This is a genomic window from Bradyrhizobium nitroreducens, from assembly GCF_002776695.1.
Taxonomy (GTDB): Bacteria; Pseudomonadota; Alphaproteobacteria; order Rhizobiales; family Xanthobacteraceae; genus Bradyrhizobium; species Bradyrhizobium nitroreducens.
On the sequence record NZ_LFJC01000003.1, the window covers coordinates 2,697,305 to 2,717,263 of the forward strand.

Below are 19,959 nucleotides of genomic sequence, written 5' to 3' on the forward strand. Positions count from 1 at the left end.
GCGCGCCCCGGAATGACGGGGGGAGATGGCAGTCTATTCCGCCCTATCGGCCAGAAACGCCTCGTCGACGGGCACGCCGAGCGCCGTGACCAGCCGGTTCGTCTCCGCGGCCATGCCGACGATGGCGAGCAACTCGCCATATTCGGCCTCGCTCATGCCCTTGGCTCTCGCGGCGGCGGTGTGCGAGTGGATGCAATAGCTGCAGCCATGCGCGATCGACACCGCGACGTAAAGCATCTCCTTGACCTTGGGATCGAGCGCGCCGGGAGCCATCACCTCCTTGATGCTCTCCCAGGTCCGCCGCAGCGTCTTCGGATCATGCGCCAGCGCGCGCCAGAAATTGTTGACGACGTCGGACTTCCGCACCTTGCGGATATCGTCGAAGACGGCGCGCGCCTCGCCGGAGAGTTCATCGTCCGAAAGCAGTTTTACGGTGGCCATGGGTACCTCGCGGGGGCAGGTCTGATCCCGCGAGTGTAGCACGGCAGACGGGCCGGACGGCTGCGCCTAGCTCTGCCGCTGCGACTGCGATTGTGACTGCCCGCCGCGGCCGGCCTGGTCGACCTTCACGGCCACCGTCAGCGTCTCGGCGCCCCCGCCATAGCGGGTGCCGCGCACCGGGGCCGCACCGAGATAGTCGAGGCCGATCGCGACGCGGACATGGGCGTCGGTGGCGCAGATGCTGTTGGCGGGATCGAAGCCGACCCAGCCGAGATCGGGCACGAAGGCTTCCGCCCAGGCGTGCCCGGCGTCCTGATGCAGCATGCCGTCGGCGCGCAGAAAATGGCCGGAGACGAAGCGCGCCGGCACGCCGCCGGCACGTGCGCAGGCAATGAAGATATGCGCGTAGTCCTGGCAGACCCCGCGCTTGAGCGTGAATGCCTCCGCCGCCGCGGTTCCGCTGTGGGTCGGGTCCTCGTCGAACGTCATGTGATCGGCGATCTCAGTCATCAGCGCATGCAGAAAGCCGAGCGTGTCGCTCTCGGCCTCGCTGCGCAACTGGCGCGCGACCGCCGCCATCGCCGGATTGACCGAGGTGAGGTCGGTGGAGCGCAGGAACATGCCAGCCGGAAAGCGCTCGTCGGTGCCGCGCAGGACGCCGCCGGTGTCGTGGGTCTCGATCAGCCCTTCGGCGGTGATCTGGATGTCACCGACAGGTCCGCAGGACAGCACATGGGTGACATTGCCGAAGGCGTCCTCATGCATGTCGAGCTTGGTGTCCGTGGAGACGTCGATCTGCCATTCCGCCACATATTGCCCGTCATGGCTGCCGGGCGTCATGCGCAGGATCTGGATCACGCTCGTGGCCGGCGGCTCGTAGCGATAGGTCGTGGTGTGCAGGATTCGCAGGCGCATGGTGGACCGTTGTTCTTGCCCCGTCATTCCGGGGCGATGCGTCAGCATCGAACCCGGAATCTCGAGATTCCGGGTTCGCCCGTTGGGCGCCCCGGAATGACGGCATCAGATCAAATACTGCTTCGTGATGATTTCGCCCAGCCTGGAATTGTCCGTGATGAATTCCTGAATGAATTCATGCACGCCATGCTGGAAAATGTCGTTCATGTTGCTGTGTTCCAGCCGGTTGCGGATGCCGCGGGCGTGGCGCTGGGCCGGGCCCTGGCGGCCATAGGCGACGCCGATCTGGTCGAGATTGCGCACGAGATTGTCGTAGCAGCTCGCGAGCGAGCGCGGCAGCGTGCCGTTGAGGATGAGCAGATCCGCGACCAGCCACGGTTTCAGCGTCTCGCGGTAGACCCAGTGATAGGCCGTCAGCGCCGACACCGAGCGCAGGATCGAGCTCCATTGATAGAAGTCGAGCGGGCCGCCAACGTGCTCCTCTTCCGGCAGCAGCACGTGATACTTCACGTCGAGAATGCGCGCGGTGTTGTCGGCGCGCTCCAGGTGCAGGCCGAGGCGCGAGAACCAGTAGGCGTCGTTGCGGAGCATGGTCCGGTAGGCCGAGCCGTCGAAGCGCAGCGAGGTCTCCTGCACGAAGCGCAAGAACTTGGCCAGATCCTCGCGGGTCGAAGTACCCTTGCTCCAGACCTCCTGCAACTCGATCCAGGCCGAGTTGATGGTGTCCCACATCTCGCTGGTCAGCGCGGTGCGGACGGAGCGCGAATTCAGCCGGGCCGCTTCGATGCAGTTCCTGATCGAGGACGGATTGTCCACGGAGAAGGAGAGATAGTCGACGACGTTGTGCTCGTTGGCTTCTTCATATTTCTGATAGAAGCTGGCGGCGACGCCGGCGGTGAGCAGCGCCGAGTCCCATTCGTTGGTCTTGCCGATATAGGCGGCGGGAAGCGCTGTGACGCGGAGCGTCGCATCGATGGTGCGCGCGAGATATTCGGCCCGTTCGACGTAGCGGGCGAGCCAGTAGAGGTTTTCGGCGGTACGCGACAGCATCTGACTACTCGTCCAAAATCCAGGTGTCTTTGGTGCCGCCGCCCTGGCTCGAATTCACCACCAGGGAGCCTTCCTTCAGCGCGACGCGGGTGAGGCCGCCCGGCACGATCGTCGTGCTCTTGCTGCCGGTGAGCACGAAGGGCCGCAGGTCGACGTGGCGCGGCGCGAGGCCGGAGGCCGTGCAGGTCGGGCAGGTCGAGAGCGCCAGCGTCGGCTGCGCGATGAAGCCTTCCGGCTCGCGCTTGAGCTTCTCGCGGAAGGCTTCGATGGTCGCCTTCGTCGCGGCGGGACCGATCAGCATGCCGTAGCCGCCGGAGCCGTGCACTTCCTTGACGACCAGCTCGCTAAGATTGTCCAGCACATAAGCGAGATCCTTCGGCTCGCGGCAGCGCCAGGTCGGCACGTTCTTCAGGATCGGCTCCTCGCCGAGATAGAACTTCACGATGTCGGGCATGTAGGAGTAGATCGCCTTGTCGTCGGCAATCCCGGTGCCGACGGCGTTGGCGAGGGTGATGTTGCCGGCCGCATAGGCCGACATCAGACCGGGGACGCCGAGCACGGAATCGGGCCGGAAGGTGAGGGGGTCGAGGAAGTCGTCGTCGACGCGGCGGTAGATCACGTCGACCCGCTTCAGCCCTTCCGTCGTCCGCATGAACACTTCGTTGTTCTTGACGATGAGATCGCGGCCCTCGACCAGCTCGATGCCGAGCTTGTCGGCAAGGAACGAGTGCTCGTAATAGGCGGAGTTGTAGACGCCGGGAGTGAGCAGGGCGACCGTCGGCTCGCTGGATGCGCTGAGCGGCGCGACCGAGCGCAAGGCCGAGAGCAGCTCGTCCGGATAGCGCTCGACCGGCGCCACCCTGTGGCGGGCGAACAGATCCGGAAACAGCCGCATCATGATCTCGCGGTTTTCCAGCATGTAGGACACGCCGGAGGGCGTGCGGGCATTGTCCTCCAGCACGATGAAGTCCTCGGCGTCGACCCGGACGATGTCGATGCCGGCGATGTGCACGTAGACGTCGTGCGGCACCTGCTGGCCGTTCATCTCGGGCCGGAACACCGGGTTCTGGAAGATCAAATCGTCGGGCACGATCTCGGCGCGCAGGATGTCGCGGCCGTGATAGATGTCGCGCAGAAACATGTTGAGCGCGCGCACGCGCTGCTTCAGGCCCTTTTCCAGCAGCGTCCATTCCTTGCCGGACATGATCCGGGGGATCACGTCGAAGGGGATCAGCCGCTCGGTGGACTCGGCCTCGCCATAGACCGCAAAGGTGATGCCGATCCGGCGGAACAGGAGCTCGGCCTCCTGGCGGCGATATTCGAGCGCCTCGGGAGGCGTCTCCTTGAGCCAGCGCGCCAGCTCCTGATAGGCGGGGCGAAGGTCCCCGCCGGGAATGTTCATTTCGTCAAACGCGACTGCCATAGATCCCGACTGTTCTCCCCAGGCGTTGCGCCATTGGTCAGGTCGTTTGGTCCTTGGTGGAGACCGCAACGTCCTGTGGCCATGCCGTGAGAGTGCATGACTTCCGTAGGAGGTAGCAAGGGCCGGGCCAGCGCGATAAGCATGCACCGGCAGCGTTTGTCGGTGATGGCCGGGGGCCTGCCTCAAAAAATGGCTGAGGACTGCTTATTTCGGCAGCAAAACTGCGTGACTTCAACGCGTTACCCCGGCAAAGTCGGCGCCACAGGTGAGGGACTTAAGGCATGAGCGAGATCGTCACGGCGGGCATTCTGGTCATTGGGGACGAAATCCTGTCCGGCCGGACCAAGGACAAGAATATCGGCTTCATCGCCGAATACCTGACCAATATCGGCATCGACCTGAAGGAAGTCCGGGTCGTCTCCGACGACGAGCCCGACATCATCGCGGCCCTGGATGCACTGCGGCATCGCTACACCTATGTCTTCACCACGGGCGGGATCGGGCCGACCCATGACGACATCACAGCCGACAGCGTCGCCAAGGCGTTCGGCGTTGGCATCGACCACCACCCCGAGGTGGTCGCCCGCTTTCGCGAGCGCTGGAGCGAGCAGGACCTCAACGAGGCCCGGTTGCGCATGGCCCGCATCCCCGATGGTGCCGAGCTGATCCAGAGCGCGACCATCCTCGCCCCCGGCTTCAAGATCGGCAACGTCATCGTCATGGCGGGCGTGCCCTCGATCATGCAGGCGATGATGGACATCGTCGCGCCCAAGCTGAAATCGGGCGTGCGCATGCTCTCCGACACGGTGCGCGCCAATGCGCGCGAGGGCGACATCGGCAGCCCCTTGCGGGCGATTGCCGCCGCCCATCCCGACACCATCATCGGCAGCTATCCCTTCATGGACGAGGAGCAGAAGCCCAACACCAATCTGGTGGTGCGCTCGCGCGATCCGGAGAAGCTGGCGGCTGCGATGGCGGCCGTGAAGGACATGCTGGCAGGGTTGAACATCACCCGCTAGCGGGGATGTTGCCGGCAGGCGAAGCAGGAGACGACAATGGCTGGTGAAGCACCGGAACTGAGCGCACAGGAGCGGGCGGGCAGGGCCTTTCCGGTCTCGTGGGACCAATTCCACCGCGACTGCCGGGCACTCACCTGGCGGCTCAACGAGGTCGGCCCGTTCCACGCGGTCATCGCGATCACCCGCGGCGGCCTGGTGCCGGCCGCGATCGTGGCACGCGAGCTCGGCGTGCGTGTCATCGATACGGTCTGCATCGCCAGCTACGACCACGACAAGCAGGGCGAGCTCCAGGTCCTGAAGGGCATCTCAGAGCAGGCCATGAAGCTCGGCGGCGGCACCGGCAAGGGCCTATTGATCGTCGACGACCTCGTTGACACCGGCAAGACCGGCAGGATGGTGCGCAAGATGCTACCCGATGCGCATTTCGCCACCGTCTACGCCAAGCCGATGGGCCGTCCGCTGGTCGACACCTTCATCACGGAAGTCTCGCAGGACACCTGGATCTTCTTCCCCTGGGACACCGCGCTGTCCTACCACCCGCCGCTGCGCGACGGCGCGGCGTGAGGGGCGGAGTCATTCCGGGGCGATGCGAAGCATCGAACCGGAATCTCGAGATTCCGGGTCTGGTCCTTCGGACCATCCCGGAATGACGATCGCGGAATAGGGAACGCATGCCCCTGCAAAACCGCGTCACGCCCACCGGCGAGATCATCGCGACGCCGCATCGCGGCATGTTCACCGGCAATCGCGGCATCATCCACGATCCCGCGACGAAGACGCTGCTGAAAAAGCGCTGGTCTTCGCCGGCCTGGATCATTTGCCTGTGCGAATTCCGCGGCTGGCGGCGCCCGGTGATGGCGCGGCGGAGCTGGACCGAGCTGTTCTTTCTCGACGAAGCCACTGCCTTCGCCGCGGGACACCGACCCTGCTTCTTCTGCCGCCGCGACGATGCCAACCGCTTCCGCGCGGCATGGGAGAAGGGAAATGGTGCGAGCAAGGTGAGCGCAAAGACGATTGACGCCGAACTGCATCGCGAGCGTCTCGATCGCGGCAAGAAGCGGCTGCACGCGCTGCCGATGCCGCTGGCGCAATTACCCGACGGCGCGATGGTGCAGCAGGGCGAGGAAAGTTTTCTGACGAGGAAAGGCCGGCCGCTGCTATGGTCGCCGGCCGGCTATACGCACGCCGCGCACGAGCTGGCCAACCCCATGCTGCTGACGCCCCCGTCCACATTGCGGGCACTCAGCGCCGGATATCAACCGGCGCTGCATCCGACCGCTCTGGACTAGCAGAGCGGCCCTGGGATCGCCGCCGTCATCCGAGCTTCTCGCGCGCCAGCGCCGCGCCCGCGCCGAGCGCCATCAGCTTGGCTTCGGCGATGTCGCGCCGCATCGGGGCCATGCCGCAATTGGTGGTGGCGATGATGTTGCTCTTGGGCACGAATTTCGACACCGCGTCGATCACCTTCACGACGTCTTCGGCGGTCTCCACGGTGTCGCTGGCGACGTCGATCACGCCGGCCTGCACGACCTTGTTCTTCAGAAGCGCGAGCAGGTCGAGCGGCACCTTGGAATTGCGGCATTCGATCGCGACCTGCTGGATCGGGCTGGCGTCGATCGCCGGGAAGATCTGCTCGTATTGCCGCCATTGCGTGCCAAGCGTCTCCTTCCAGTCGGTGTTGGCCTTGATGCCGTAGCCGTAGCAGATGTGCACGGCGGTGGTGCAAGTCAGCCCCTGCGCCGCGCGCTCGAGCGCCTTGATGCCCCAATCGTTGACCTCGTCCATGTAGACGTTGAAGGCGGGCTCGTCGAACTGCACGAAATCGACGCCGTCGGCCTGCAGGGCCTTGGCCTCCTCGTTGAGCAACTCGGCGAAGGCAAACGCCATCTTGACGCGATCGCCATAATAGCGGTCGGCGATGGTGTCGATGATGGTCATCGGGCCGGGCAGCGTGAACTTCAGCTTCTTCTTCGTGTGCATGCGCGCCACGCGCGCCTCGAAGGCATGGACGCGATCCTTCAGGCGAAGCGGGGCGACCACCTGCGGCACCATCGCCTTGTAGCGGTCTTTGCGGATGCCCATCTCGACCTTGTGGGCGAAATCGATGCCTTCGATCTTCTCCAGGAAGCCATGGACGAAATGCTGCCGGGCCTGCTCGCCCTCGGTGAGGATGTCGATGCCGGCGTCCTCCTGGATCTTCAGCCAGATCAGCGTCGCATCGCGCTTGGCGCGCAGAAGCTCGTCGCCTTGTGATTTCCAGGGTGCCCAGAGCATGTTCGGCTCGGCGAGCCATTCCGGCTTTGGCAAGGAGCCGGCAATCGTGGTTGGAAACAGCATGGCGGCCCTCCCGGCAGGTTGTGTTGCGCCCCTTCCTGCCATGTCCTAACGTCGAGGTACAGAACAACGAAAGTCGCTCTCTATTCCAGCGGCGGCGACAGGAAATGCCAAGGAAAGTGCCAAGGGACAGGTCATGATCGACCTCTATTACGCGCCGACGCCGAACGGCTGGAAAATCTCGATCATGCTGGAGGAGCTCGGGCTTCCCTATACGGTGAAGCCCGTCAACATCCGCGCCGGCGAGCAGTTCGGCCCCGAGTTCCTGGCGATCTCTCCGAACAACCGCATTCCCGCGATCGTCGATCATGAGCCTGCTGACGGCGGCGAAGCGTTCGCGGCCTTCGAGACCGGCGCGATCCTGATCTATCTGGCGGAGAAGACCGGCCGCTTCCTGCCGGCCGATCTGCGCGGCCGCTCCACCACGATCCAGTGGGTGATGTGGCAGATGGCCGGCCTCGGGCCGATGCTCGGCCAGCACGGCCATTTCGCGCTCTATGCCGCCGAGAAGATCCCTTACGCGATCGAGCGCTATCGCGACGAGGCCGCGCGGCTGTACGGGGTGCTCGACCGGCAGCTGAAGAAGACCGGCGCCTATGTCGCCGGCGATTATTCCATCGCCGACATCGCCTGCTTCCCCTGGACCATGACCCACAAGGCGCAAGGCTTCACGCTCGACGACTATCCGAGCGTCAAACGCTGGTATGCCGAGGTCCGCGCCAGGCCGCAGGTGCAGGCGGGGCTTGCGATCGGAAAATTCGTCAAAGAGCCGTTCGACGAGGAATCACGCAAGATCATGTTCGGGCAGAGGGCTAAGGAAGTGCTGGGAAGGAAATGACCTGTCATTCCGGGGCGGCGCATAGCGCCGAGCCCGGAATCCATCGGGCCGCAGCAAAACTGGTGAAATGGATTCCGGGTTCGCGCCCAAGAGGCGCGCCCCGGAATGACGAGAACAAAGGAAACGCCATGATCGAGTTCTTCTTCGACTGCTCCAGTCCCTGGACCTATCTCGCCTTCCACAACATCCAGCCGCTCGCCAGGGAGCTGGGTGCCGAGATCGTCTGGCGGCCGATCCTGGTTGGCGGCATCTTCAACACGGTCAATCCGAGCGTCTATGCGCAACGCGAGAAGCCGGTGCCGCTGAAGGCGCGCTACATGAAGAAGGATCTTCAGGATTGGGCGCGCTCGGCGGGCCTTGCGATCAAGATGCCGCCGACGGTGTTTCCGGTGAACAGCGTGAAGGCGATGCGGGGCTGCATCTGGCTCGCCGCGGACATGGTGCCGTTCGCGACCGCGGTGTTCGAGACCTATTGGGGCGAGGACAAGGACATTTCGCAGGACGCCGTGCTCGCCGAGATCTGCAGGAAGGTCGGCATCGACGAGGCAAAGTTCTTCGCCGGCATTTCGGAGCAGGGGATCAAGGATCAGCTCAAGGCCAATACGGAAGAGGTGGTCGCCCGCGGCGGCTTCGGTTCGCCGACGATCTTCGTGAACAAGACCGACATGTATTTCGGCAATGACCGTCTGCCGCTGATCCGCGAGGCGCTGCTGCGCAGCAAGGCGAGCGCGGCCTGATGGTGCGCGCCGTCGTCTGCCGCGCGCTCGGCGAGCCCGAAGCCCTGCGGCTGGAAGAGTTTCCGTCGCGTGCTTTGAAGCCGGCCGAGGTGCGGGTCAAGATCCGCGCCGCCGGGTTGAATTTCCCTGACGTGCTGATGGCCGCCGGGCAATATCAGCTCAAGCCCGAGCTGCCGTTCACGCCCGGCATGGAAGCCGCTGGTGACGTCTGCGAAGTCGGCACTGAGGCGAGGGGCGTCGCCGTCGGCGACAAGGTCATCGTCAAGATGCGCCATGGCGCGTTCACGGACGAAGCCGTCGTCACGCCGTCACAGCTCACCCCCAAGCCGTCGACGTTCGACTACGCGGAAGCTGCCACTTATCTTGCCGGCCATGGCACGGCCTATCACGCGCTGATCGATCGCGGCCGGGTCGAGCCGGGAGAAGTGTTGCTGGTGCATGGTGCCGGCGGCGGCACGGGATTGGCGGCGGTCGAGATCGGCAAGATGCTGGGTGCGACCGTGATCGCGACCGCCTCCAGCGACGAGAAGCTCGCCATCGCGAAGTCGCGCGGCGCCGATCACCTCGTCCGCTACGACCGCGAGCCGTTTCGCGATGCCGTCAAGCGTATCACCGACGGGCGCGGCGCGGACGTCGTGTTCGATCCCGTCGGCGGCCAGGTCTTCGAGGACTCGATGCGCTGCATCGCCTGGGGCGCACGGCTCCTGGTGATCGGCTTCACCGGCGGCATCGGTTCGGCGAGGACAAACCTCCTGCTGATCAAGGGCGCCAGCGTGCTCGGCGTACGCGCAGGCGAGGCGGTCCGAAAGAACCCTGCGCTCGGACAGGTGCGTTTGAACGCGCTGCTGCAATGGGCGGAGGAGGGCAAGCTGCGCCCCAACGTCTCACACCGTCTGCCTCTGCACGATTATGCAAAGGCGATGCGGCTCTTGATCGACCGCAAGGCGATCGGCCGCGTGGCGTTGATGATGGACTGATCGACTTGCCGCATTCGTGAGCAGGTGCCGCCTATCTTTTTCTCACTCGTATAAGGAGTTTTCTTTACCAGTCCGATCCTATCACGAGTACGCAATCGCGAACTCGGATGATGTTCAAGAAGATAAGAATAATTCATCGCATCGCTCTGGCGGCACTGCTGCCTCTCGCGACGCTCGCTGCGCTCGCCCTGTACGATATTTCTGCCAAATGGGCCGTGCGTTCTGAAATGGTGGCCATGCAGCCGGTCGTGGATGGCGTCGGCAAGTTGAGCGGCCTGGTCCACGAGCTCCAGCGCGAACGCGGACTCTCCCTGACCTTTCTGAGCAGCAAGGGCGCACAATTGGGCGCCGAGCTCCAGCAGCAGCGCGGCCGCACCGACGCGGGCCGCGCGATGGCGCTGGGGGCGCTGGCGGATCTTGCCCGCGAAGGCAGCGGTCGGCTCACCTCTGCAAGCCAGGCGGCAATCGAGAGCCTTGCGCGCCTGGATTCGCTGCGCGCGCAGATCGATCGCCAGGCCATTGCGCCGGCGGCCGCGACGGGCGCCTTGACGGAGATCGTGGGGCGCCTGATCACGGTGACCTCAGGCATTTCCAAGCTCGCGACGGACGACGAGATCTCGCGGTCGATTGCCGCGCATGCCAATCTGGTGGAGGCCAAGGAACGCGCCGGCCTGGAACGCGCGACCGTTGCCGGCGCGATCGCCGCCGGACGTTTCGAGCCGCAGGCCTATGTCAGGGCGATTGGCCTTGCAGCCGCGCAGGACAGCTTCTTCGCCGCCTTCCGCGCGGTGGCCTCTCCTCACGCGAGGGATCTGTTCAGCGCGGAATTGTCGGGGCCTGCGATCGACAAGTTCGACGGCATGCGCAAGGTGGTCGAGCGGGGCGGGCTTGCGGGCGAGTTTGGTGCGCTCGACAGCAAATCCTGGTTCGATGCCGCCACGGTTCGGATCGATCTGTTGAAGAGGATCGAGGATGGGCTGGTGACGGAGCTCACCGGCCTGTTGGCGAAGAAGAAGTCCGAAGCCACTCTCAGCCTTGGCCTCGTGACCGCGCTGTCCTTGCTCGCGCTGCTGACGAGCATGTTGACCGCGGCGATCATGGCACGGGGCATTACCGTGCCGATCGGTCGGCTCGCCGGCACCATGACGCATCTTGCCGACGGCAAGCTCGACCAGCAGGTCGAGGGCACTGACCGCACGGACGAGATCGGAGCGATGGCGTGCGCGGTTCAGTTCTTCAAGGACAGCCTGGTCCGGAGCGTCGAGCTGAACGCGAGAGAGCGCGAGGCTGCTGCGCAGCGCGCCGCGCGCGCAACGCGCATCGACGAGCTCTCCGACCGTTTTGACGTCGACGTCACCGAGGTGATCGAGACCGTCATCTCCGCATCGTCCCAGCTGGAGGCGACCGCAGGCGGGATGAGGCGCTCCGCCGGTCACACCAGCGACGAGGCAGCGAGCGTGGCAGGCGTGACCGAGATTGCGTCGGCGAACATGCAGACCGTCGCCGCGGCCACCGAGGAATTGTCCAGTTCGGTCGCCGAGATCGGACGCCGCGCGACGCAGTCGGCGCAGATCGCGGAGAAGGCCGTCGCCGAAGGACGGCGTACCAACGAAACCGTGCAAGGGCTCTCGTCCGCGGCGGAGAGGGTCGGCGATGTGCTCAAGCTGATCAACGAGATCGCGCGGCAGACCAATCTCCTGGCATTGAACGCGGCGATCGAAGCGGCGCGGGCGGGGCAGGCGGGCAGGGGATTTGCCGTCGTGGCGGGCGAGGTGAAGAGCCTCGCCGAGCAGACCTCCAAGGCGACCGACGACATTCGCGATCAAATCGCCGCCATCCAGACCAGCTCCGGACAGGCCGTGAGCGCGATCCACGGCATCACGGCCACGATCGAGGAGATCAACGAGATCACCTCGTCGATCGCCGCCGCGGTCGTCGAGCAGGACGCGGCCACGCGGGAAATCGCCCGCAATGTCCAGGAAGCCGCGCGAGGGACCGGCGAAATCTCACAGAGCATCCAGGGCGTCAAGGTCGGCTCGGGCGAGTCCAGCGCCGCCGCCGGCGAAGTGTTCGATGCTTCCGAGGAACTGACGCGTCAGTCGGAGAACATGCGTCAGTTCGTCGAGACCTTCATTCGTGCCATCAAGGCGGCGTAGGCTTCGTTCGCCTACGCCACCGGACGCGTCCTCACTTGTACTCCCGCTCCGACCACCAGGGAAAATAGTCCGGCATGTCGGTCGAGACCTTGTTCTTGAATTGCGCGGGACGCTTTTCCAGGAACGACACCACGCCTTCCTTCACGTCGTCGGAGCGGCCGCGGGCGTAGATGCCGCGGCTGTCGACCTTGTGGGCCTCCATGGGATCATCGGCGCCCATCATGCGCCACATCATCTGGCGGATCAGGGCGATCGAGACCGGCGCGGTCTTCGCGGCAAATTCCTTGGCGAGCGCGCGGGCGGTCGGCAGCAGATCATCGGGGGCGACGACCTTGCTGACAAGGCGGCCGGCGAGCGCTTCCTGCGCCGGGAAGACGCGGCCGGAATAGCACCATTCCAGTGCCTGCGAGATGCCGACGATGCGCGGCAGGAACCAGCTCGAGGCCGCCTCGGGCACGATGCCGCGCTGGGAGAACACGAAGCCGAAGCGCGCGGCGTCGGAAGCGATTCGGATGTCCATCGCGAGCTGCATGGTGACGCCGATGCCGACCGCCGGGCCGTTCACCGCGGCAATCACGGGCTTCAGGCACTTGAAGATGCGCAAGGTCACCTGGCCGCCGCCGTCACGCACCTGCGGATCGCTGTAGTCGACCCTGCCGTCGGCGAGGCGCTTCACCGGGCCGCGCCGCGCGTCGCGGTCGAAGGTGTCGGCGCCGGAGGAGAGATCGGCACCCGCGCAAAATCCGCGCCCTGCGCCCGTCACGATGATGGCGCGGACATTGTCGTCCTTGTCGGCGGCGTCGAACGCGTCGATCAGCTCGGACTGCATCTGCGCGTTGAAGGCGTTGAGCTTGTCGGGCCGGTTCAGCGTGATGGTGAGGATCTGCTCGGCGACCTCGTATTTGATCGTCTCATACGCCATGGTGGTTTCCTTCCTTATTTTCTCACTGCGCTGACGGCAGGCGGGTTGAGTTTTCCTTACCCTCCCCTGGAGGGGGAGGGTCGATCGCGCGTAGCGCGAGCGGGGCGGGGTGATCCCTCGTCTCGGGCGCGGAGAGACCGTCACCCCACCCCGGCGCACATTTCGCTGCGCTCTATGTGAGCCGACCCTCCCCCTCCAGGGCAGGGCTATCGCATGTGACCGATAAGGCTGAGAAGGAATTCGTCTTCCCAGCCTGCTCGTTTGACCTTCTGTCGCATGGAGATGCGGGCGGGGTGGGCTCGAATGAGATTGATTGCAGCTCGCCGCAAGATCGCGAAGTTCTCGGGGCCGTTGTTTTTTCTGGTTCGGCAAGCGTCTTCGCCAAAGACGACATCGAGCACCCAGTGCAACTGATTCTCGATGCTCCAATGGCCTCGGACGACCTGCAACAATCGTCTTGCGGGCAGGTATTTGGACAACAAGTAATATCGCACGGACGGCTTGCCGGCGGGTTTGCCATGCAGTCGTCGGCGCGAAGTGATGCGAGCCACGGCCGCCACTCCGGGAAAGCGGTTTGTCGTACCCAGACTGATGTTGCGCATGACGGTGGCGCGCCGGGATTCGCATCGATCGTGCGTGCTCGGCTCGCGTCGTTGAGCCACGCTGCGCTTGCCCGAGCGGGCAAAGCAGCGCTCGACCTCCGCGAACAGTTTGCTTTGATTTTCCTTGAGAGCCAGCACGTAGTGGGCGCCACGCTCGAGCACCTTCTTGGCGAAGGGACGATTGCAATGCAGGGCGTCGGCAGTGACGATGCAGCCTTCGAGCGAAAGCATTTGCAGCACATCCAGGGCACCTTGGGCCTCGTTGCGGCCTGGCGCCTTGCATGCAGCCAGGGCCATGCGGGCTTCGGTCGCAAAGACATTGACCATGTGCAGTGGCGTGGCGCTGCGACCGCGTTCGTAGGCTCCTCGAACAGCTTTGCCATCGACTGCCACCACGCCGGTGAGCTTGATCCCGTTGGCCTCTGCGAATGCTGCCATAAAGCTTCGGAAGGCTTGTTCGAAAGCCCCCGGATCGAGCGCGTTGAAGACCCGGCTGAACGTATCGTGACTGGGGATTCCGTGCTCCAACCGAAGGAATTGCCGCAACAGCTTTTCCTTGGACGACGCGAACACCTCCATATCCGTCGCGCCCTGTCCTCCGCACAACACCGTTGCCAGCGCGATGACGATGAGATCCAGCAGGTCGTGCAGTGCGTTGGGTGCACGCGGATCGGGCAACGTACTGAAGATACTGCGAATCTTGCGCATAGGACCCCCACGCCGAATCGGGAGTCCTCTTCAGAATCCATATCGCTGGACCGCGCAATACCACCCTCAAAACCACATGCGATTCCCCTGCCCCTCCAGGGGAGGGTAAGGGAGAGCCGCCTTGACCTTGCCGCTCTAATCCGCTCCCTTTGGCGCGACACAATGATCCTCTCAAGGGAAAACGCCAAGGTAAGCCGCCATGTCTTTCGTCCTCGCCATCGACCAGGGCACCACCTCCTCGCGCGCGATCGTGTTTCGCGGCGATATATCCATCGCGGCGAAGGCTCAAGCGGAGTTTCCGCAGCATTTTCCGGCGTCGGGCTGGGTCGAGCATGAGCCGGAGGACATCTGGACCTCGACCGTGATGGTCTGCCGCGAGGCGATCGAGCAGGCCGGCATCAAGGCCAAGGACATCGCCGCGATCGGCATCACCAACCAGCGCGAGACCACCGTGGTGTGGGATCGCGCCACGGGCCAGGCCGTGCACCGCGCCATCGTCTGGCAGGACCGCCGCACCGCCGACATCTGCGCGAAACTGAAGGCGGACGGCCGCGAGGGCGTGATCTCGCAGAAGACCGGCCTGATCATCGATCCCTATTTCTCCGGCACCAAGGTTGCCTGGATCCTCGACCACGTGCCCGGCGCGCGGGCCCGCGCCGCCCGCGGCGAATTGATGTTCGGCACCGTCGATTGCTACCTGCTCTGGCGCCTCACCGGCGGCAAGGTGCACGCCACCGACGCCACCAACGCCTCGCGCACACTGCTCTTCAACATCCACACCGGCCAGTGGGACGACGAGCTCCTGGAGATCATCGGCGTGCCGCGCTCGATGCTGCCGGAGGTGAAGGACTCTTCCGCGCGCTTCGGCGAGAGCACGCCCGATCTGTTCGGCGGCGCCATCGCCATCTCGGGCATCGCCGGCGACCAGCAGGCCGCGACCATCGGCCAGGCCTGCTTCCGCCCGGGCATGATGAAGTCCACCTACGGCACCGGCTGTTTTGCCCTCCTCAACACCGGCAGCACGCCGGTGGTGTCGAAGAACAAGCTGCTCACCACCGTCGCCTATCAGCTCGACGGCAAGCGCACCTATGCGCTGGAGGGCTCGATCTTCGTCGCCGGCAGCGCGGTGCAATGGCTGCGCGACGGCCTCGGCATCATCAAGCACGCCGCCGAGACTGGGCCGCTCGCGGATCAATCCGACTCCATGCAGAGCGTCTATCTCGTCCCCGCCTTCGTCGGCATGGGCGCGCCCTACTGGAATCCGCGCGTCCGCGGCGCGCTGTTCGGCCTCACCCGCAACACGGGACCGGCCGAGCTCGCCCACGCCGCGCTGGAAAGCGTCTGCTACCAGACGTTCGACCTTTGGGCCGCAATGCGCGCGGATTGGCCGAGTTCGGAGACGGCCAGCGTCGTGCTCCGCGTCGACGGCGGCATGACCGCTTCCGACTGGACCATGCAGCGCCTCGCCGATCTCCTGGATGCTCCCGTTGATCGTCCCGTGATCCAGGAGACCACGGCGCTCGGCGCCGCCTACCTCGCCGGTCTTGCCGCCGGCGTCTATCCCGAGCCGACCAAATTCGCCGACAACTGGCGATTGGAGCACCGCTTCAAGCCGAACATGAGCCAGGCGACAAGAGAGCGAAAGCTCGCGGGCTGGGCGCGTGCGGTGAAGGGCGTTCTGGCGAGCGACGAGGGGGAGGGGTAGCGGCAGGGCGAGCCTCGTAGCCCGGATGGGGCGCAGCGAAATCCGGGACCCCTGCCGGCTCTGGCAAGAATCCCGGATTGCGCTGCGCTCCATCCGGGCTACACATACTCTCTCCACCGTCATTGCCTCTCCACCGTCATTGCGAGGAGCTCTTGCGACGAAGCAATCCAGAGTCCCTCCGCGGAAAGATCCTGGATTGCTTCGCTGCGCTCGCAATGACGGAGTATTGAGCCCCCGTCGTTCTTTAAATCGGCACGGCTCGCCCGCTTGCCTATAACGAAGGAAGCAACCAACCATGATCCTCCCCGACGGCTATTCCGACGTTCCCGCCGGCAAGATCGCCTCCGTCGTCACCCATCTGGAAATGACGGCGCCTCCCGCGCGCCGCGACGATCCGCCGGGTGCGTGGTCGCTGCGCAAGGTCGATGCGCCCGCGCTTGCCTGGTACCGCGATCTCTTCCGCCGCGTCGGCGAGGACTGGCTGTGGTTCTCGCGCGCCCGCATGAGCGATGCCGAGCTCGCCGCGATCATCCACGCGCCTGAGGTCGAGGTCTACGCCCTGGCCCTGGACGGCCGCGACGAAGGCCTGCTCGAACTCGACTTCCGCGAACCCGGCCAGTGCGAGCTGGGTTATTTCGGCGTCACGGGTCGCCTGATCGGCACCGGCGCCGCCCGCTTCCTGATGAACCGCGCGCTGGAGCGGGCCTGGTCGCGCGACGTCAGCCGCGTCTGGGTGCACACTTGCACGCTCGACCATCCCTCCGCCGTCGCCTTCTACCAGCGCTCCGGCTTCCGCCCGTTCCGCCGCCAGATCGAGATCGCCGACGATCCCCGCCTCGACGGCACCGCGCCGCGCGATGCGGCAAGGCATGTGCCGATCATCGGATAGCGTGCGAGCTCGCAGCCCGGATGAGCGAAGCGATATCCGGGGAAGTGCTCACAAAAATCCCCGCATGTCGGCTCGCTCATGCGCTGTCTCCACAGCGCGTTGCGAGGAGCTCTGGCGACGAAGCAATCCAGGTTGCCTCCGTGGACTGATTCCGGATTGCTGCGCGGAGCCCGGCATCGGGCCGCGCTATGCGCGGACCCGTTGGCTCGCAACGACAGCGTGCCGACGCGGCCGTCAGCGCGTCAATGTGCGACGGTGCCGGGCGGGCCTCCTATTGGACGCATTCGTCAGCCTCGTCCAAAAGCCATGCAACGAATGCCTTCACCCGAGCATCACTTGCCAAGACCGCGGGCCAACGCACGAGGTGTACCTTCGTCGACGGCATGTCCCAGGTCTCAGGCAGCACGCGCACGAGGCGGCCGTCGATAAGCGCGTCGCGCGCGAGGAGTGAGCGCGTCAGCACGACGCCGCTGCCTTGAAGTGCGGCACCGATCGCTGTCGCCATGTTGGCGTAACGTAGTCCAACCGGCGGCGGCGCATCGAGGCCAAGTCGCGCGAACCACGTCGCCCAGGACCACTCCGTTCCCGCGTTCGCGTCTGCGCCAGCCCCCTTATGGATCAGCGGCAGCGCGGCAATGCGCATCGGGTCGTCGAGCGGCGCCGACGGCAATAGTTGCGCGTGGCAGACGGGGAAGACCTGCTCGCGGAACAACACGCGCTGCGTCGAGGTCTCGCGTGCCTCGCCCTCGAGGAGCCAATGGATCGTGATGTCGAGATCGAGGTGGATCGCTTGCGCCGTGCTCTCGACGATGATCAGTTCGATCGGTGTCGATGAGGCCTTGAACATCGGCAGGCGTGCGACGAGCCAATAGTCCGCAAGCGCCGCACTGACGCCGACGCGCAGCGGGCCATTGCTGGCGGCAGCGCGGCATCGTGCGCGTAGCTCTCCGAGGCCGGTGAGGAGTTCCGCGAGGCCGGATGCAAGCGCTTCACCGGCGGGAGTCGGGCGCATGCCGCCCGAAGTCCGCATCAGCAGTGGCAAACCCATGAAGTCTTCCAGCCGGCGCAACCGGTGGCTCACTGCGCTCTGCGTCACACCGAGGTCGCTTGCTGCGGCGGTGACGCTGCCGAGACGGTGCACGGCTTCGAAGGCAATCAGGGTATCGAATGGAGGCTGAGCGGTCATGTCGACATTATGAAGGAGATTCATGCTGAATTGAACACTCGGCATACGCCGAGGGCGCAAGCCGATGATAACAAGCGGGCATCGCAGCGCTTCTGCGCGGCACTTTCCCGGCTCGGCAGAGGATTTGTGAAGACGGCCCCCTCCTTATGCGCTCGTGATCTTTCCGTTGTCCTGACACTCGGCCTCGGTGCGTTCTTCACCAATCTCGACGTCACGGCCGTCGTCGTCGCGCTGCCTGCGATGGAGCATACCCTCAACTTCGGCATGGCCGCGACGGCCTGGGTGATCGATGCCTATTCGCTCGCTTTCACGGGCATGCTGCTGGCGGCTGGGGCAATCGCCGATCGCTTTGGTCGCCGCCGCGCTTTGCTGGCCGGCAATGCGATATTCCTTGTCGCTTCCCTTGCTTGCGGCCTTGCCTGGGACGGTCCGTCGTTGTGGCTTGCCCGAGGTCTGCAAGGCGCTGGCGCAGCGTTCGTCGTCACAGGCGCCTTGGCGCTCGTCGCCAGCGCGTTCCCGGATGCCGCCGTCAGAGCGCGCGTATTCGCCTTGATGGGCGTCGTCTCCGGTGTTGGAATGGCCGTGGGGCCGACGCTCGGTGGCGTGATTACGGCTTGGACCGGGTGGCGCTGGATTTTCTTCATCAACGTGCCGTTCTGCGTGGCTCTCACCATTGCGGTGCCGCGGCTCGTCGTCGAGGGCCAAGCCGCGGAGAAGCGCTCGCTCGACATTGTCGGCGTCGTCCTGTTGACGATGGCACTCGCGCTGCTGATTGACGCGACGTTGCGCGTACGTGTCGATATGATCGGTGCCGCGAGCCTCGGCGGCGCGGCGCTTCTGCTGTTGGCAGGCTTCGCCCTTCAACAGCGTCGATGCGTCGTGCCGCTCCTCGACCCGGCCGTGTTCGGGACACCCGCGATGATCGGTGTCGGCCTGCTGCTGATTGCGGTCTCCGTCAGCTACTGGGCCATCCTTGTCTATCTGCCGCCGGCGATGCAGAGCGCATTCGGGTGGCACGCCGATCGTACTGGCCTCGCGCTGCTTGCTGCAACGGCGCCGATGCTCATCGTACCGCCAATTGGCGGCCACCTCGTCATGCGCATAGGTTGGCGCTGGCACTTCGCGCATTCTCTCGCAATACTCGCAGTCGGTAACCTCCTTTTGCTTGCATCCCTCTGGCGTACTGACACGGCCGAGACCCTCGGCCTTATGCTCGCGGGCATGGTCGTCATCGGCAGCGGCGCGGCGCTCGCCCACCCGCAACTTTCGGGTGCCCTGCTTGCGCTCGCCCCGGCAGACCGTTCCGGCATGGCCTCTGCCATGACGATCGTGGCGCGGCAGGGTGGCTTCGCGCTTGGGATCGCTGCGCTGGCCGTAGTTGGTGGCGGGCATGCCTTCGAGGCTATCTTTGCGACCGCGGCGTCAATAGCAGTCTTGGGCGCTCTTGCAGCAATCTTCCTGCTTCCCGCCGATCGGTGAGCGCATGAAATATGGCTCTGGCTGCGGCATCCTCCATGTTGCGCCGGAGTGATCGTCTTCCCAATCGTGTCGATCCTCGTCAGTCAAGGGCACGATTTCATTGCCTCTGCCAACGCTCCGCAGGAAGGCTTACGGCCTTTCGCCTCAAAACACCTCCTGCTTCCCCCGCGCCAGCGAAAACCCGCGCTGCATCGCGTTGAAGCACGTCAATCCCGTCTGCTCCGACCTGCACGTAAATCCCCCGCGCTGCCAGATCTCGCCATAGGCCAGCACCGGCAGCGAGGCGTCCATCACGGTGTCGCCGGCACAGATGCGCCCCGCGGCGCCCTTCGCGCTCATCTCGAAGGCGTGGCCATAATCGAGGTCGCAGTCGGCGGGGCGGCGCGGGCGCGCGTCCATGTTCATGATGTCGCAGCGGAGCACACCTCTATCGTTGGCTTGGCCGTTATCGGTGAAGAACTGGCAGGCAATGTTCTTCGACGGTGTCAGAAAGCCGATCGGGCTGTCCTGGGCGTGGGCGGCACCCATCGTCGGCAACAGGATCGATATCAGCATCAGTCTGCGTGTTGCCTTCATGC

Annotated in this window: 19 protein-coding genes; 10 read left to right on the forward strand and 9 right to left on the reverse strand. The window is 65.0% G+C overall.

Annotated elements, in window-relative coordinates; all coding sequences use genetic code 11:
- Positions 1 to 33 precede the first annotated feature (33 nt).
- The 4 genes from TSA1_RS13265 to TSA1_RS13280 all read right to left on the reverse strand — a co-directional run bounded on the left by TSA1_RS13265 (position 34) and on the right by TSA1_RS13280 (position 3,829).
- Positions 34 to 441 carry a carboxymuconolactone decarboxylase family protein gene (locus tag TSA1_RS13265; protein ID WP_100176761.1) on the reverse strand — a complete coding sequence of 136 codons (408 nt, stop codon included), beginning with the start codon at positions 439 to 441 and terminating at the stop codon, positions 34 to 36.
- A 66-nt stretch (positions 442 to 507) separates the two neighbouring features.
- Positions 508 to 1,356: a transglutaminase family protein gene (locus TSA1_RS13270; protein ID WP_100176762.1), complete on the reverse strand. Its 849-nt coding sequence runs from the start codon at positions 1,354 to 1,356 to the stop codon at positions 508 to 510.
- Positions 1,357 to 1,461: 105 nt separating this feature from the next.
- On the reverse strand, positions 1,462 to 2,406 hold the full coding sequence (locus TSA1_RS13275; RefSeq protein ID WP_100176763.1) for an alpha-E domain-containing protein: 945 nt from the start codon (positions 2,404 to 2,406) through the stop codon (positions 1,462 to 1,464).
- A gap of 4 nt (positions 2,407 to 2,410) precedes the next feature.
- Positions 2,411 to 3,829, reverse strand: coding sequence for a circularly permuted type 2 ATP-grasp protein (locus tag TSA1_RS13280; protein WP_100176764.1), 1,419 nt, complete (start codon positions 3,827 to 3,829; stop codon positions 2,411 to 2,413).
- A 281-nt stretch (positions 3,830 to 4,110) separates the two neighbouring features.
- On the opposite strand from TSA1_RS13280, the gene TSA1_RS13285 reads away from it, so the two are divergent.
- The 3 genes from TSA1_RS13285 (at position 4,111) to TSA1_RS13295 (ending at position 6,137) form a co-directional block, all read left to right on the forward strand.
- The gene (locus TSA1_RS13285; protein WP_097658358.1) at positions 4,111 to 4,848 is read left to right on the forward strand and encodes a competence/damage-inducible protein A; all 738 of its coding nucleotides are present in this window, start codon (positions 4,111 to 4,113) and stop codon (positions 4,846 to 4,848) included.
- A 36-nt stretch (positions 4,849 to 4,884) separates the two neighbouring features.
- Positions 4,885 to 5,412: a xanthine phosphoribosyltransferase gene (gpt, locus tag TSA1_RS13290; RefSeq protein ID WP_100176765.1), complete on the forward strand. Its 528-nt coding sequence runs from the start codon at positions 4,885 to 4,887 to the stop codon at positions 5,410 to 5,412.
- Between the two features lie 107 nt (positions 5,413 to 5,519).
- Positions 5,520 to 6,137: a hypothetical protein gene (locus tag TSA1_RS13295; RefSeq protein ID WP_100176766.1), complete on the forward strand. Its 618-nt coding sequence runs from the start codon at positions 5,520 to 5,522 to the stop codon at positions 6,135 to 6,137.
- A gap of 25 nt (positions 6,138 to 6,162) precedes the next feature.
- On the opposite strand, the gene TSA1_RS13300 is transcribed toward TSA1_RS13295, so the two are convergent.
- A complete protein-coding gene (locus TSA1_RS13300) occupies positions 6,163 to 7,185 on the reverse strand; it encodes a methionine synthase (protein WP_100176767.1) in 1,023 nt (340 codons plus the stop codon).
- A gap of 133 nt (positions 7,186 to 7,318) precedes the next feature.
- Between TSA1_RS13300 and TSA1_RS13305 the strand changes: the two genes are divergently transcribed.
- The 4 genes from TSA1_RS13305 (at position 7,319) to TSA1_RS13320 (ending at position 11,890) form a co-directional block, all read left to right on the forward strand.
- On the forward strand, positions 7,319 to 8,020 hold the full coding sequence (locus tag TSA1_RS13305) for a glutathione S-transferase N-terminal domain-containing protein (protein WP_100176768.1): 702 nt from the start codon (positions 7,319 to 7,321) through the stop codon (positions 8,018 to 8,020).
- Between the two features lie 128 nt (positions 8,021 to 8,148).
- Entirely contained in the window at positions 8,149 to 8,757 is a 609-nt protein-coding gene (locus TSA1_RS13310) for a 2-hydroxychromene-2-carboxylate isomerase (protein ID WP_100176769.1), read from the forward strand.
- A complete protein-coding gene (locus tag TSA1_RS13315; RefSeq protein ID WP_100176770.1) occupies positions 8,757 to 9,734 on the forward strand; it encodes an NADPH:quinone oxidoreductase family protein in 978 nt (325 codons plus the stop codon). Before TSA1_RS13310 ends, TSA1_RS13315 begins: the two co-directional genes overlap by 1 nt.
- A gap of 110 nt (positions 9,735 to 9,844) precedes the next feature.
- Positions 9,845 to 11,890: a methyl-accepting chemotaxis protein gene (locus TSA1_RS13320; RefSeq protein WP_100181106.1), complete on the forward strand. Its 2,046-nt coding sequence runs from the start codon at positions 9,845 to 9,847 to the stop codon at positions 11,888 to 11,890.
- A 31-nt stretch (positions 11,891 to 11,921) separates the two neighbouring features.
- Here TSA1_RS13320 and TSA1_RS13325 read toward each other — a convergent pair whose 3' ends face one another.
- Complete coding sequence (locus TSA1_RS13325; protein WP_100176771.1) at positions 11,922 to 12,812, reverse strand: crotonase/enoyl-CoA hydratase family protein; 891 nt, start codon at positions 12,810 to 12,812, stop codon at positions 11,922 to 11,924.
- Positions 12,813 to 13,018: 206 nt separating this feature from the next.
- A complete protein-coding gene (locus TSA1_RS13330) occupies positions 13,019 to 14,122 on the reverse strand; it encodes an ISAs1 family transposase (protein ID WP_100175217.1) in 1,104 nt (367 codons plus the stop codon).
- Positions 14,123 to 14,321: 199 nt separating this feature from the next.
- Here TSA1_RS13330 and glpK point away from each other — a divergent pair, with 199 nt between their 5' ends.
- The gene (glpK, locus tag TSA1_RS13335; protein ID WP_100176772.1) at positions 14,322 to 15,827 is read left to right on the forward strand and encodes a glycerol kinase GlpK; all 1,506 of its coding nucleotides are present in this window, start codon (positions 14,322 to 14,324) and stop codon (positions 15,825 to 15,827) included.
- 295 nt (positions 15,828 to 16,122) lie between these two features.
- Positions 16,123 to 16,716: a GNAT family N-acetyltransferase gene (locus tag TSA1_RS13340; protein WP_100176773.1), complete on the forward strand. Its 594-nt coding sequence runs from the start codon at positions 16,123 to 16,125 to the stop codon at positions 16,714 to 16,716.
- Between the two features lie 271 nt (positions 16,717 to 16,987).
- Here the strand turns inward: TSA1_RS13340 and TSA1_RS13345 are convergent, their stop codons facing one another.
- Complete coding sequence (locus tag TSA1_RS13345; RefSeq protein WP_100181107.1) at positions 16,988 to 17,902, reverse strand: LysR substrate-binding domain-containing protein; 915 nt, start codon at positions 17,900 to 17,902, stop codon at positions 16,988 to 16,990.
- On the opposite strand from TSA1_RS13345, the gene TSA1_RS13350 reads away from it, so the two are divergent.
- Positions 17,852 to 19,381, forward strand: a complete 1,530-nt coding sequence (locus tag TSA1_RS13350) for an MFS transporter (protein WP_145984300.1) — start codon at positions 17,852 to 17,854, stop codon at positions 19,379 to 19,381. The genes TSA1_RS13345 and TSA1_RS13350 overlap by 51 nt on opposite strands.
- Positions 19,382 to 19,525: 144 nt before the next feature.
- Here the strand turns inward: TSA1_RS13350 and TSA1_RS13355 are convergent, their stop codons facing one another.
- Positions 19,526 to 19,957, reverse strand: coding sequence for a DUF6636 domain-containing protein (locus TSA1_RS13355; protein ID WP_100176775.1), 432 nt, complete (start codon positions 19,955 to 19,957; stop codon positions 19,526 to 19,528).
- Between the last annotated feature and the right edge of the window lie 2 nt (positions 19,958 to 19,959).

What these genes read in the sequence shown, in the direction of transcription:
- TSA1_RS13265 (WP_100176761.1), bottom strand. Translation starts at nt 441, where the DNA reads ATGGCCACCGTAAAACTGCTTTCGGACGATGAACTCTCCGGCGAGGCG.
- TSA1_RS13270 (WP_100176762.1), bottom strand. Translation starts at nt 1,356, where the DNA reads ATGCGCCTGCGAATCCTGCACACCACGACCTATCGCTACGAGCCGCCG.
- TSA1_RS13275 (WP_100176763.1), bottom strand. Translation starts at nt 2,406, where the DNA reads ATGCTGTCGCGTACCGCCGAAAACCTCTACTGGCTCGCCCGCTACGTC.
- TSA1_RS13280 (WP_100176764.1), bottom strand. Translation starts at nt 3,829, where the DNA reads ATGGCAGTCGCGTTTGACGAAATGAACATTCCCGGCGGGGACCTTCGC.
- TSA1_RS13285 (WP_097658358.1), top strand. Translation starts at nt 4,111, where the DNA reads ATGAGCGAGATCGTCACGGCGGGCATTCTGGTCATTGGGGACGAAATC.
- gpt (WP_100176765.1), top strand. Translation starts at nt 4,885, where the DNA reads ATGGCTGGTGAAGCACCGGAACTGAGCGCACAGGAGCGGGCGGGCAGG.
- TSA1_RS13295 (WP_100176766.1), top strand. Translation starts at nt 5,520, where the DNA reads ATGCCCCTGCAAAACCGCGTCACGCCCACCGGCGAGATCATCGCGACG.
- TSA1_RS13300 (WP_100176767.1), bottom strand. Translation starts at nt 7,185, where the DNA reads ATGCTGTTTCCAACCACGATTGCCGGCTCCTTGCCAAAGCCGGAATGG.
- TSA1_RS13305 (WP_100176768.1), top strand. Translation starts at nt 7,319, where the DNA reads ATGATCGACCTCTATTACGCGCCGACGCCGAACGGCTGGAAAATCTCG.
- TSA1_RS13310 (WP_100176769.1), top strand. Translation starts at nt 8,149, where the DNA reads ATGATCGAGTTCTTCTTCGACTGCTCCAGTCCCTGGACCTATCTCGCC.
- TSA1_RS13315 (WP_100176770.1), top strand. Translation starts at nt 8,757, where the DNA reads ATGGTGCGCGCCGTCGTCTGCCGCGCGCTCGGCGAGCCCGAAGCCCTG.
- TSA1_RS13320 (WP_100181106.1), top strand. Translation starts at nt 9,845, where the DNA reads ATGTTCAAGAAGATAAGAATAATTCATCGCATCGCTCTGGCGGCACTG.
- TSA1_RS13325 (WP_100176771.1), bottom strand. Translation starts at nt 12,812, where the DNA reads ATGGCGTATGAGACGATCAAATACGAGGTCGCCGAGCAGATCCTCACC.
- TSA1_RS13330 (WP_100175217.1), bottom strand. Translation starts at nt 14,122, where the DNA reads ATGCGCAAGATTCGCAGTATCTTCAGTACGTTGCCCGATCCGCGTGCA.
- glpK (WP_100176772.1), top strand. Translation starts at nt 14,322, where the DNA reads ATGTCTTTCGTCCTCGCCATCGACCAGGGCACCACCTCCTCGCGCGCG.
- TSA1_RS13340 (WP_100176773.1), top strand. Translation starts at nt 16,123, where the DNA reads ATGATCCTCCCCGACGGCTATTCCGACGTTCCCGCCGGCAAGATCGCC.
- TSA1_RS13345 (WP_100181107.1), bottom strand. Translation starts at nt 17,902, where the DNA reads ATGACCGCTCAGCCTCCATTCGATACCCTGATTGCCTTCGAAGCCGTG.
- TSA1_RS13355 (WP_100176775.1), bottom strand. Translation starts at nt 19,957, where the DNA reads ATGAAGGCAACACGCAGACTGATGCTGATATCGATCCTGTTGCCGACG.